Origin of the sequence: Streptomyces sp. HSW2009 (genome assembly GCF_040240285.1) — a bacterium.
In the GTDB taxonomy this organism is placed as follows: domain Bacteria; phylum Actinomycetota; class Actinomycetes; order Streptomycetales; family Streptomycetaceae; genus Streptomyces.
The window spans coordinates 1-13,651 of sequence record NZ_JBEHZD010000171.1; the positions used below are offsets into that span (position 1 = coordinate 1).

Annotated in this window: 3 protein-coding genes; all 3 read right to left on the reverse strand. The window is 73.1% G+C overall.

Translation table 11 applies throughout. From position 1 onward, the window contains the following. Window positions 1–110 precede the first annotated feature (110 nt). Window positions 111–332 (reverse strand): MbtH family protein, encoded by a 222-nt coding sequence (locus tag AAHZ94_RS15295; RefSeq protein ID WP_349993424.1) that lies wholly within the window; start codon window positions 330–332, stop codon window positions 111–113. Between the two features lie 78 nt (window positions 333–410). After that, window positions 411–7,700, reverse strand: coding sequence for a non-ribosomal peptide synthetase (locus AAHZ94_RS15300; protein ID WP_349993425.1), 7,290 nt, complete (start codon window positions 7,698–7,700; stop codon window positions 411–413). Then, window positions 7,700–13,651: amino acid adenylation domain-containing protein (locus tag AAHZ94_RS15305; RefSeq protein WP_502964682.1), on the reverse strand; the 5,952-nt coding region annotated here is incomplete at its 5' end. The genes AAHZ94_RS15305 and AAHZ94_RS15300, both read right to left, overlap by 1 nt.

Below are 13,651 nucleotides of genomic sequence, written 5' to 3' on the forward strand. Positions count from 1 at the left end.
GGGGGGTTGGGGCGGGCGTCCCCCCCGCTGGGCGGGCGGGGGGTGTGGCCGCCGGGGGGGGCGGGGGGGGGGGGGTGGCGGGGGGGGGCCGCAGCCCCGCCCCTGACGACCTAGGCTTCGGCGCCTTCCATTTCCCGGATGAGGCTCTTGGGGCGCAGGTCGGTCCAGTGCGTGTTCACGTACTCAAGTGCCGCGTCCCGGGTGGCGTCGCTCAGCACGGTCTGCCAGCCGGCCGGAACCTCGGCGAACGCCGGCCACAGCGAGTGCTGCCCCTCATCGTTGACGAGCACGAGATAGGTGCCATCGGGGTCCTCAAAGGGGTTGGTGCTCATGGATCGCTCCTTCTCGAAGAATTCCTTGGTGGCTGCGCCTCGGTAGGCCCCGAGGTCTTTCGGGACGGCCCGGCGTCGTCATAGACGGTCCGCCAGGAATCGGCCGATGCGGGCCACATGTCGGGCGTCGGCCAAGAGGTTTCCGTGGGTTGATTGTATCGGGCAGACCTCGATCGATCCGCCGACGAAGGGTTGCCACAAGCTGACATCGAAACGGGTTTCCGGGCTGCCTTCCGGTTTCTCTTCCGCGGAGATGAACAGCATGTCGCCGTCGAAGTGGCCCGGTTCGAACCGCCGCATGACCCGGACGTTGTTGACGTAGACGTCCTTGAGGGAAAGCACGTCCTGGTCCTGGAGGTGGTCCAGGTAGGCCATCGGCTGGTTGCCGGCCTGAAGGAACTCCCGGAAGCGCAGCAGGACGCCCTGCTGGTCGGCCTTCAGTTCCAGCGGGTCGACGGGGAAGCCCATGGCTTGCAGGTTGTTCGCCACCACCTCGTGCTCCACCGGCTCCGAGGTGTCGCTGTGTTCGCCCGGCGGGTACGAGTCGAGCACGGCCAGCATGCTGACCTGCTCGCCGGCGGCCCGTAGCCGTACGGCCAGGTCGTGCGCGGCCAGGCCGCCGAAGGACCAGCCGGCCAGCCGGTAGGGGCCGTGCGGCTGGATGGAGCGGATGCGGGCCAGGTGGTCCTCGGTCATCTCGGGCATCCCGCCGGGCAGCGGCCCGCCGCCGTCCAGGCCGCGGGCCTGGAGGCCGTAGACCGGCACGTCGGCGCCGAGGTGGCGGACCAGCCCCGAGTAGCACCAACTGAAGCCGCCGCCGGGGTGCAGGAAGAACACCGGGGCCGCGGCGCCGCGGGGCCGCAGGGGCAGCAGCAGTCCGGTCGAGCTCTGTTGCGGGTCGGGGCCGGCCGCCGCGGTGACGGCGCCGCCGGTCAGCAGCTTGGCCAGCGCGGCGGGGGTGCGGGCGTCGAAGACCGACCGCACCGGCAGGTCGCCGCCGAGTTCCTCACGGATGCGGCCGACCAACCGGGCGGCGAGGAAGGAGTGGCCGCCGAGGGCGAAGAACTCGTCCTCGGCACCCACCTGTTCGACGCCGAGCACCTCGGCGAACAGGGCGCACAGCGCGCGCTCCTCCGGGGTGAGGGGGGCGCGGGATGCGCTGTCCGCCGCGTAGTCGGGGGCCGGCAGCGCCGCGTGGGCCAGCTTGCCGTTGGTGGTCAGCGGCAGCGCGTCCAGGGTGACGAACGCGGCCGGGACCAGGGGTTCGGGCAGGGCGCGCAGGGCGTGGTCGCGCAGGGCGGTGGCGCTCGGCTGCTCGCCCGGGTCCGGGACCACGTAGCCGACCAGGCGCCGGTCACCCGGCCGGTCCTCGCGGACCACGACGGCAGCCTGGGCGACGCCGGGCGCGGCGGCCAGCACCGCGGCGACCTCGCCGGGTTCGACGCGGATGCCGCGGATCTTGACCTGGTCATCGGCGCGGCCGAGGTAGTGCAGTTGCCCGTCCGTGGTGCGGCGGGCCAGGTCGCCGGTGCGGTACAGGCGGCTGCCGGGCGGGCCGTACGGGTCAGCGACAAAGCGTTCTGCGGTGCGGTCGGGGCGGCCGAGGTAGCCGCGGGCCAGAGCCCGGCCGGCGACGTAGAGCTCGCCCGGTACGCCGGTGGGGGCGGGCCGCAGCCACGGGTCGAGGACGCGGACGGCGGTGTTGTCGACGGGGGTGCCGATCGGTGGGGCCGCGGCCCAGGTGGCGGGCGCCGCGGGCAGTTCGGCGGCGGTCACCACGTGGGTTTCGGCGGGCCCGTAGTGGTTGTGCAGTCGGCGGGGGCCGCTGTCGGCCGGGGTGGTGCAGAAGGTGGCGATGGCGCCGCCCGGGGTGAGTGCTTCGCCGGCCTGGACGAGGTCGGTGAGGTCGGGCAGCGCGAGGTGGGCCGCGGTGGCGGCGGCGCAGACCGCGTCGAGCACCAGATTGGGCGCGTACAGCTCCTGGATTCGCTGCGTCGCCAACCACCTGGCCAGCCGTTCCGGGTCGCCGCGCACCTCGTCGGGGCAGATCACCAGCGTCTTGCCGTGCAGCAGGGTGCCGAGCACCTCCTGTACGGAGACGTCGAAGCCGACGGCGGTGAACTGGGCGACGCGGGTGCCGGGCGCGCCGGGCAGGGCGCGGCCGTGCCAGTCGATGAGGTTGGCCAGCGCGGCGGCGGGCATCAGCACGCCCTTGGGCCGGCCGGTGGAGCCCGAGGTGTAGATGACGTACGCCGGGTGGCCCGGGTGCAGCGGGCCGGTGCGGTCGGCGTCGGTGAGGTCGGTGGCGGGGAGCGCGCTGAGGGCTGTTGTGGTCTCGGCGCCGTCCAGGACGACGGTGTGGGTGTCGGGCCCCGCCGGCAGTGTGGCGGCCAGGTCCTGGCTGGTGAGGACCAGGACCGGGTGGGCGTCGTCGAGCAGTCCGGCGATCCGCTCGGCGGGGTGGGCGGGGTCGATCGGCAGGTAGCCGGCACCGGCCTTGAGGACGGCGAGGGCGGCGACGGCCAGGTCGACCGAGCGGTGCAGGGCCACCGCGACGTGCCGTTCGGGTCCTGCGCCGCGGCTGACGAGCAGGTGTGCCAGCCGGTTGGCGCGGGCGTTGAGCTCGGCGTAGCTGAGGGTGGCGCCGGCCTCCTGCACCGCGGTCAGGTCGGCGTGGCGGGCGGCGACGGCCTCGAACCTGGCGGGCAGCGAGGTGCCTGGCAGGCTCCGCTGCGGCCCGTGACCTGCGGACAGCGCCTGGTCGCGTTCGGCGTCGGTGAGCAGCGGCAGGTCACCGATGCGCTGCCGGGGCTCGGCGGTGGCCGCCTCCAGGACGCGCAGCAGCCAGCCGATGAGTCGGTCGGCCGTGGCACGGTCGAAGAGGTCGGCGCTGAACTCGACCCCCGCGTTGAGCCCGTCCGGTGCGCCGGTGGCGTCGTGGCGTTCGGCGAAGGAGAACAGCAGGTCGAATTTGGCGGTGCCGTTGGTCGCCGGCAGCGTGCTGATCTCCAACCCCGGCGGGCTGGCGAGGGGCTGGGTGTCGGCGGTCCGCTGTTCGGTGTTGTTGAAGGTGAGCATGGTCTGGAAGAGCGGGTGGTGGGCGCGCGAGCGCTGGGGGTTGAGCTCTTGCACCAGGCGTTCGAAGGGCAGGTCCTGGTGGGCGTAGGCGGCCAGGTTGGTTTCGCGTACGCGGCCGATGAGTTCGCGGAAGGTGGGGTTGCCGCCGGTGTCGGTGCGCAGCACCAGGGTGTTGACGAAGAAGCCGACGAGGTCGTCCAGGGCGTCGTCGGTGCGGCCTGCGATCGGGGTGCCGAGCGGGATGTCGTCGCCGGCGCCGACCCGGTTGAGCAGGGTGGCCAGGGCGGCCTGGAGCACCATGAAGGGGCTGCTGCGTGCGGCGCGGGCCAGGGTGCGCACCTTGGCGTAGAGGGTTTCGGGCACGGTGTAGGCGATCCGGCCGCCGCGGTGGGCCGACTGGCTGGGGCGCGGCCGGTCGGTGGGCAGGCTGAGTTCGTCCGGCAGGTCGGCGAGCGCGGTGCGCCAGTAGGCGAGTTGCCTGGCGATGGGGCTGTCGGGTTGGTCTTCGGTGCCGAGCGCGGTGCGCTGCCAGAGGCTGTAGTCGGCGTACTGGACGGGCAGCGGGCGCCAGTGGGGTGCGGCGCCGCGCTGGCGGGCCAGGTAGCCGGTGATGAGGTCGCGGGCGAGCAGCGGCACCGACCAGCCGTCGCCGGCGATGTGGTGGACGAGCAGCAGCAGGACCCGTTCGCCCGGCCCGGTCTCGAACAGCCAGGCACGGAGCGGCAGTTCGTTCTCCAGGTCGAAGCAGTGGCTGGCGGCCTCTTCGACGGCGGCGGGCAGCCGGTCCTGGTCGACGTCGGTGACCGGGGTGAGTTCGGGGCGGGCGGCGGGGCCGTGCCGGACGATCTGGTACGGGCCTTCGGCGTCCTCGGCGAAGACGGTGCGCAGGCTCTCGTGCCGGTCGGCGACGTCGGCGAGCGCTTCGCGCAGGGCGGCGTGGTCGAGGTCGCCGGTGAGGCGGAGTGCGAAGGGGATGTTGTAGAGCGGGCTGGGGCCGTCGAAGCGGTGCAGGAACCAGAGCCGGCGCTGGGCGAAGGAGGCGGGGACGCGGTCGGGCCGCGGCGTGGTGGCCTCGATGGCGGGGCGGGCCTGGGCCGCGCCGTCCAGGGCGCGGGCCAGGGTGGCGACGGTGGCTGTTTCGAAGAGTTGGCGTACGGCGAGTTCGACGCCGAGGGCCTGGCGGATGCGGCCGGCGAGGCGGGTGGCGAGCAGGGAGTGTCCGCCGAGGGTGAAGAAGTCGTCGTCGATGCCGACCGTGGGCCGGCCGAGCAGCTCGGCGAACAGGCCGCACAGGATGGCCTCTTGCGGGGTGCGCGGTGCGCGGCGGGTGGCCTCCTGGTCCTGGTCGGCCTCGGGCGCCGGGAGGGCGGCCCGGTCCACCTTGCCGTTGCGGGTCAGCGGCAGCGCGTCCAGGGTGACGAAGGCGGTGGGGACCATGTATTCGGGCAGTTCGGCGGCGACGTGGTCGCGGAGTTCGGCCGGCGCCGGGTGGCTGCCGCGTTCGGGCACCAGGTGGGCGACGATGCGCTTGTCGCCCGGGTGGGGCTCGTGGACGGTGACGATGGCCTGGGCGACGTGCGGGTGGTGGCCCAACACGGCCTGGATCTCGCCGAGTTCGATGCGGAAGCCGCGCAGCTTGATCTGTTCGTCGGCGCGTCCGACGTAGCTGATCTCGCCGCCCGGGGTCCAGCGGACCAGGTCGCCGGTGCGGTAGGCGCGGGCGCCGGGCGGGCCGTAGGGGGCGGCGATGAAGCGTTCGGCGGTCAGGTCGGGGCGTCCGCGGTAGCCGCGGGCCAGGCCGGCGCCGACGATGTACAGCTCGCCCACGGTGCCGGGCGGTACGGGCCGCAGGGCGGCGTCGAGTACGAGCAGTTGGGTGTTGTCCAGCGGGCGGCCGATGGGCACCGAAGCAGGCACCTCCGCACCGGGGGGCAGCCGGTGGTAGAGCGCGAAGGTGGTGGTTTCGGTGGGACCGTAGACGTCGATGACGGTGGTGTCGGGGCAGGCTGCCATGACCCGGCGCACGGCGGCGTCGGGCACGATCTCGCCGCCGGTCCACACCTCGCGCACGCTGGCGAACCGTTCGGGTGCCTCGTCCGCGACGAGTTGGAAGAGGCCGGTGGTCAGGAAGATGACGCTGACGCGGTGTGCGGTGAGGACCTTGCCGAGGAGTTCGGGGTCGAGTTCGCCGGGTGGGGCGAGGACGGCGGTGCCGCCGGTGAGTAGTGGTACGAACATCTCGTAGGTGGAGGCGTCGAAGGCGTGCGGGGAGTGCACCAGGACCCGCTGGTGGGCGCCGCCGGCAAAGGCCCGGTCGTGGACGAGTTCCAGGATGTTGCGGTGGGTGGCGCCGACGCCCTTGGGAGTGCCGCTGGAGCCCGAGGTGTGGATGAGGTAGGCGAGGCGGTCGGCGGGGAACGGGGTGGTGGGGTCGCCTGTGGCCGTGTCGTACGGGGCGGGGCTGCCCGCGACGGGGTGGCCCGTGCTCGTGTCGTACGGGGCATGGCCGCCCGCAGTGGCGTCGGCCGTGGTCTGCTCGTCAACGGTGAGCGTGGGGAGGCCGAGTTCGGCCGCGGTGGGTGCGTGCGCCGGGTCGGTGAGGACGAGTGCGGCGCCGGCGCCGGTGGCGACCTGGCGGAGCCGGTCGGCGGGGTCGCGGTCGCGCAGCGGCAGGTAGGCGCCGCCGGCCTTGAGCACCGCGAGGACGGCGGTGATCAGTTCGGGCGAGCGGCCCATCAGCAGTGCGACCGGCGTCTCGGCGCCGATGCCGTGCCCGGTCAGGCGGCGGGCCAGCGCGTCGGAGCGGGCGTCGAGCGCGGCGTAACTGAGGGTGGTGTCGCCGGATTCGACGGCGGGGGCCGTGGGGGTGCGGGCGGCCTGGGCGCGGAAGGCGGTGGGCACGTCGGTGGCCGGGACGTGGGTGTCGGCGCCGCGGCCGAGGTCGATGACGGCCCGGCGGTCGTCGGCGGAGAGCAGTTCCAGGCGGCCGACCGGCCTGGCGGGTGCGGCGGCCACCGACTCCAGGATGCGCACCAGGCAGCCGAGCGCGGCCCGGGCCCGGTCGGCGGGGACCAGCGCGGGTTGGTGGTCGAGGCGCAGCCGCAGCCCGTCGCGGCCGACGGCGACGAGGGCGAGCGGGTAGTGCGCGGCGTCGCGGTTGCGTACGCCGGCGACGGTGAGGGCGACGGGGCCGCCGCTTTCCTCGCCGCCGGTGCCGAGGTCCACCGGATAGTTCTCGAACACCATGGTGGTGTCGAAGAGTTCACCGGCGCCGGCCAGGCGCTGCACGTCGGCAAGCCCGATGTGCTGGTGGTCCTGGAGTCGGGTCTGCTGTTCCTGCACTCGCTGGGCGAGGTCGAGCAGGGGTTCGTCGGCGCGCAGCCGTACCCGTACCGGCAGGGTGTTGATGAACAGGCCGACCATGCTCTCCACGCCGGGGATCTCCGGCGGGCGTCCGGAGACGGTCGCGCCGAACACCACGTCGTCGCGGCCACTGAGCTGGCCGACGACGACCGCCCAGGCGGCCTGGACCAGGGAGTTGAGGGTGAGAGCGCGTTCGCGGGCGAGGGCGGCGAGCCCCTGGTGTGCGGTGCGGTCGAGTTCGGCGTCCAACCGGCCGGGCACGGTGGGGGCGTGGTCGCCGGTGTGCGGGGCGACCAGGGTGGGTCCGTCGATGTCGGCCAGGGCGGTGCGCCAGGCGTCGAGCGAGGCTGCGGGGTTGCGGGCGGCCAGCCAGGTGAGGTAGTCGCGGAAGGGTGGCACCCGGGGCAGACCGCCGTCGTCGCCGCCGGCCTGGTAGAGGGCGAGGAGTTCGCGCAGCAGCAGCGGGCGTGACCAGCCGTCGAGCAGGATGTGGTGGTTGGTCAGCACTAGCTTGTGCCGCAGTTCACCCAGTTTGATCAGCAGGAACCGCATGAGGGGCGGCTTGGTCAGGTCGAAGCGGCGCCTGCGGTCCTCTTCCAGGGCGGTGTCGGCGGCTGCGGTGCGCTCCGCTTCGGCCAGGGTGGTCAGGTCCAGTGCGGTCCACGGCACCTCCACCTGGTGCGGGATGAGCTGGACGGGGCGCGAGACACCCTCGTAGCGGAAGGCCGCGCGCAGGTTGGCGTGGCGGCGCAGCAGGGCCGCGCAGGAGGCGCGCAGCAGTTCGGCGTCGAGTTCGCCCGCGAGCTCCAGCACCTCCTGCACCAGGTAGACGTCCGGCGCCGCCTCGTCGTAGGCGCTGTGGAAGAGCAGGCCCTCCTGGAGCGGTGCCAGGGGCAGGATGTCCTGTAACCCGGGCTGCGTCACCATCACGAATTCCTCCAGTCGTCTTCGAGCGACTCGATCTCGTCCTGGCTCAGGAGGCTCAGGGAGACGTCCGAGACGCTGAGTCCGCCCGCGTCGGGGCGTTGGGCGTGGTCGGCGAGGGCCTCAAGGGCCTGGAACCAGCCGGTGGCGAGCTCGCTGACCTGGGTGCGGTCCAGGACGTCCGCGGCCCAGGTCCAGGTCGCGGTCAGGGCGGGGCCCGCCGGCCCGTCGTCGGTGCGGGCGTTGAGCTCCAGCGGGTGGGCGAGCGGCACCCGCGGGTCGGTGCCGCCGAGTCCGGCGGCGCTGGCGAGCACGGTCCAGTCGGGTACGGCGGCGCTGCCTGCCTGTTCGGCGTCGGCGACGGTGAACCGCCCGAGGTAGTTGAACGCCACTTGCGGGGTGGGCAGGTCGGTGAACTGTTCCGGGGTGGTCTGGCCGAGGTGGCGGACCAGGCCGTAGCCGATGCCCTTGTCGGGTACGGCGCGTAGCTGTTCCTTGACGCGTTTGACGACGTCGCCGGCGGCGGGTCCGGCGGCGAACGCCTCGGTGAGGTTGACGGCGCCGGCGTCCAGCCGTACGGGGTAGAGGCTGGTGAACCAGCCGACGGTGCGGGACAGGTCGGCCTGGCCCACGGTCTCCTCCTCGCGGCCGTGGCCCTCCAGGTCGAGGAAGGCGGCCCGGCTGCGGCTGCCGCTCCAGCGCGCCCAGGCGAGTGCGAAGGCGGCCAGCAGGACGTCGTTGACTTCGGCGGTGAACGCGGCGGGCAGGTGGGTGAGGACCTGTTCGGTCACCTCGACGGGCAGCGACAGGGTGAGGTGTTCGGCACGGGCGTAGGTGTCGCGCTCGGGGTCCAGGGCCCGCCGACCGAGCAGCGGGGCGCCGGGCCGCAACACCTGCTGCCACCAGCCGCTCTCGGCGATCCGCCGGGGCGCCGCCGCGGCCTCGGTCAGCCGCTGTGACCAGCGGCGCAGCGAGGTGCCCACGGGTTGCAACTGCGGCTGGCGGCCGGCGCTCACCGACCGGTACGCCTCGGCGAGGTCGGGGACCAGGATGCGCCAGGAGACGCCGTCCACGACGAGGTGGTGGACGAGCCAGAGCAGCAGTCCGGGTGTGTCGGGCCCGTGGTCGAACCAGACGAGTTGCCCCAGGGTGCCGGCGGCCGGGTCGAGCCGTTGCCTGGCTGCTTCGGTTTCGCGCTGGACCAGTTGGCGCCGGCCCGCTTCGTCCAGGCCGCTGGCGTCGACGTGGTGGATCAGGTCGGCCGCGTCGATGCTGCCGGGCGCGGGGATCTCCAGGTGGCGGGGCGGCCCGTCGTGGACCCGGGCGCGCAGGGCGCCGTGGTGGTCGAGTACGGCCTGGACGGCGCCGTGCAGGTGGGTGGGGCGCAGCCCGGCCGGCACCTGGATGATGCGGGACTGGTTGAACTGGTCGGTGGCCCCGCCGCGCTCGTAGTACCAGTGCATGATCGGGGTCAGCGGCAGGGTGCCGATGTCCTCGCCGGGTGCTTCGACGGCCGCGGGGGCGGTCTCGGTGGCGACCTCGGCGAGCGCGGCGACGGTGCGCTGTTCGAAGACGTCGCGTACGGAGAGTTCGATGCCGGCCCGCCGGGCGCGGCTGACGAGTTGGATGGACATGATGCTGTCGCCGCCGAGGTCGAAGAAGCCGTCGTCGATGCCGACCGCGTCCAGCGCCAGTACGTCGGCGAAGAGTCCGCACAGCGTCTTCTCGCGCTCGGTGCGCGGCCCGCGCCGGTCGGCTTCGGCCCGGCTGCCGTACTCGGGTGCGGGCAGGGCCCGCCGGTCGAGCTTGCCGTTGACGGTCAGCGGCAGCGCGTCCAGGGTGACCACCGCGGACGGCACCATGTGGGTGGGGAGCACGCCGGTCAGGTGGGCGCGCAGCGCTTCGGGGTCGAGTTGCCGTCCGCCGGTGGGCACCGCGTAGCCGACCAGCCGCCGGTCGCCAGGCCGGTCCTCGCGCACCACCACGGCGGCCTGGGCGACCTCGTCGCGCTCCAGCAGGGCCGCTTCGATCTCGCCGAGTTCGATCCGGAAGCCGCGCAGTTTGACCTGGTCGTCGGCGCGCCCGGCGTAGGCGAGGCGGCCGTCGGCGAGCCTGCGGCCGGTGTCGCCGGTGCGGTACATGCGGCCGGGTCCGTAGGGGTTGGCCACGAACCGTTCGGCGGTGAGCCCGGCCCGGTCCCAGTAGCCGCGGGCGAGTCCCGCGCCGACGACGTACAGTTCGCCGACCACGCCCGGGGGCACCGGGCGCAGCCGCTCGTCCAGGACGTAGACGGCGAGGTCGGGGATGGGGACGCCGATCACGGAGCCGGCGGCGGCTGCGGCGCCGGCCCGGTCGAGCGCGATGTGGGTGACGTGCACTGTGGTCTCGGTGATGCCGTACATGTTGACCAGCGTCGGGGCGTGCTCGTCGTGCCGGTCGTACCAGTCGGCGAGCCGGCCGAGGTCGAGCGCCTCGCCGCCGAAGACCACCGTGCGCAGCCGCAGTCGCGCACTGAGCTCGGGGTTCTCCTGGTCGGCCGCGATGAGCTGGTAGAACGCGGACGGCGTCTGGTTGACCACGGTGACCTGCTCGTCGGCGAGCAGCCGCAGGAACTGGTCGGGGGCCCGGCTCACGGTGTGCGGGACGACCACCAGGCGCCCGCCGTAGAGCAGTGGCGCCCACAGCTCCCATACGGAGAAGTCGAAGGCGTACGAGTGGAAGAGGGTGCCCACGTCGCCGGGGCCGAAGCCGAACCAGTGGTCGGTGGCGTCCATCAGCCGGACGGCGTTGGCGTGCGGCACCACCACGCCCTTGGGGCGGCCCGTCGATCCGGAGGTGTAGATCACGTACGCCGCGTTCTCCGCTGCGACCTGCTGTTGCGGGTCGGTCGCCGGGTACGGGTCGGACTCGGCGAGCACGTCGGGGGTGACGGTGAGCACCGGGCGGGCGTCGTCCAGGGTGTAGGCGATGCGGTCGTCCGGGTAGGCCGGGTCGATCGGCAGGTAGGCGGCACCGGACTTCAGCACCCCGAGGACGCCGACGACCAGTTCTTCGGTACGCGGCATGCGCAGCGCCACGAACCGCTCGGGCCCGGCGCCGCGCTCGCGCAGCAGGTGGGCGAGGCGGTTGGCGCGGGCGTCGAGCTCCGCGTAGGTCAGGGTGGTCCGCTCGTAGCTGACGGCGACGGCGTCGGGGCGGGCGGCGACCTGGCGGGCGAAGCGCGTGATGAGGGTGTCGGCGGTGCCGCTGCCTTGGTGTGGCGCGGCCGGTGCGGGCCGCTCGGTCGGGGTGGTCGGGTGGGGCAGCGTGGTCGGTGCGGTCGGTGCGGCCGGCTGGGTGGGAGTGATCGGGCTGATGGGAGTGGTCGAGTCGGCCGGTTGGGACAGTGCTGCGGGGGCGGTACTGGTCACCGGGGCGGCGGTGATTGCCGGGACGGTGCTGATCGCCGGGGCGGCGATGAGCTCGGCCCATTCGGCCGGGTCGAGGAGGGCCACGTCCCCGATCCGTACGGTCGGCTCGGCGGCGACCTGTTCCAGCACGCGGACGAACCGGGTGGCGATGTCGTGTGCGGTGCGCCGGTCGAAGAGCTCGGTGCTGAAGTCCAGCGCGCAGTTGAGCCCGCGTGCCCCGGCCGGGCCGCCGCGTTCGGCGAGTTCGAAGGAGAGGTCGAACTTGGCCGACGGGGCGCCGAGCGGCCGGCCGGTGACCTTCAGCCCGCCGGGCCCGGTCTGGTCGGCGCCGTCGAGGGTCAGCTCGCGGGCCGCGTTGTCCAGGTTGAGCACCGTCTGGAACAGCGGGTGCCGGGACAGCGAGCGCTCCGGGTTCAGGACCTCGACCAGCCGCTCGAAGGGCAGGTCCTGGTGGGCGTACGCCTCCAGGTCGGCGGCCCGCACCCGCTCCAGCAACTCGACGAACGTCGGGTCGCCTGAGGTGTCGGTGCGCAGCACCAGGGTGTTGATGAAGAACCCGACCAGGTCTTCGAGTGCGTCATCGGTGCGCCCGGCGATGGGGGTGCCCAGCACGATGTCGGTGCCGGCGCCGAGCCTGGTGTAGAGGGTGGCCAGGCTGGCCTGGAGGACCATGAACAGGCTGACCCGGTGCTCCCTGGCGACCTCCCCCAGCCGCTCGTACAGCCCGTCGGGCAGTGCGAAGGCGATGCGGTCACCCTGGTAGGAGGCGGCGGCCGGGCGCTGCCTGTCGTACGGCAGCGCCAGCTCTTCCGGCAGGTCGGCCAGTGTCGAGTGCCAGTAGCCGAGTTGGCGTGCGATCTCGCTGGTCGGGTCGTCCTCGGCGCCCAGGACGCCGCGCTGCCACAGGCTGTAGTCGGCGTACTGCACCGGCAGCGGCGCCCAGAGGGGTGCCGCGCCCGCGGCCACCCTGGCGGTGTAGGCCGCGGTCAGATCGCGCACGAGGATGCCGCGCGACCAGGCGTCACCCGCGATGTGGTGGGTCAGCAGGAGCAGGGTGCTGCGCTCGCTGGGCTGTTGCTGCTGACCGGCCGCGGGCTGTTCGTTCGTCGGGGGCGTACGGTACGTCGTCGGCCGGTCGTTGGTCGCGGGCTGCTGCCCGTACGCGCCGGCCGGCTCGGGCGGCAGCCGGAACAGGGTGGCGCGCACCGGGATCTCGGCGGTCAGGTCGAAGGCGTACCCTGCGGCCTGCCGCATCAGCCCGTCGACGGCCGACTCCGCCACGGTCTCGACCAGCAGCGGCGGCCTGGCCTGGGCCGCGTCGAGCACGACCTGGTAGGAGCCGCCCTCGGGAGCCTCGGCGAAGACGGTCCGCAGACTCTCGTGCCGGGCGACCACGTCACCGAGCGCCAGCCGCAGCGCCTCGGCATCCACCGGCCCGACGAGGTCCAGCGAGACCACCATGTTGTACGCGCTGCTCGGCCCCTCCAGGTGTTGCAGGAACCACAGCCGCTGCTGGGCGTGCGAGAGCGGCACCCGGGCCGGCCGCGCGGCAACCACCTGCACTCGGCCGCGCGCCGCGGCGGCCTCGTCGAGTGTGGTGGCGAGTTGGGCAACGGTGGGTGTCTCGAAGATCCGCCGTACCGCGATCTCCACGTTCAGTACGGAACGGATACGACTGACCAGCTTCGTCGCCAGCAGCGAATGCCCACCCAGGGTGAAGAAGTCGTCATCGATCGAGACCTCTTCCATGCCCAGCACCTCGGCGAACACCCCACACAGCAGCTCCTCGCGCGGAGACCTCGGGGCCCGACCGAGCTCCGCCGTCCCACCCTCGTACGTGGGTACGGGGAGAGCCCGCCGGTTCACCTTGCCGTTCGCCGTGAGCGGGAACTCATCCAGCACGACGATCGCCGACGGCACCATGTACGACGGCAGTCGGTCGGCCAAGGCATCGCGGACTTCCGCCACCAGGCTGGCTCGCATCGCATCGGTGAATGTGTCGGTGTGGGTGTGGGTGACCGGGTCGGCTTCGGTGTCGGTGCCCGTGTGGGTGTCGGTTTGGGTGTCGGTGCTGGTGTTGTTGCTGGTCGCGGGGATGACGTAGGCGGTCAGTCGCTGGTCGCCGGGGACGTCCTCACGGACCATCACCACCGCACGACCCACCACCACCTGATCCACCAACGCCGCCTCAACCTCACCCAACTCGATCCGGAAACCACGCACCTTGACTTGGTCATCAGCGCGGCCTACGAACTCCAACTCACCGCCCGCGCTCCACCGCACCACGTCACCCGTGCGATACATCCGCCCACCCGCCGGACCGAAGGGGTCGGCCACGAACCGCTCCGCGGTCAGGTCGAACCGGCCCACATACCCCTGCGCAACACCCGCACCAGCGATATACAACTCACCCGACACACCCACCGGCACCGGACGCAACCCACCATCCAACACATACACCCGGGTGTTCGCCACCGGACCACCAATCCCCGGCACACCCACACCCTCAACCCAACCAGCCGTCGACCAAATCGTCGTCTCCGT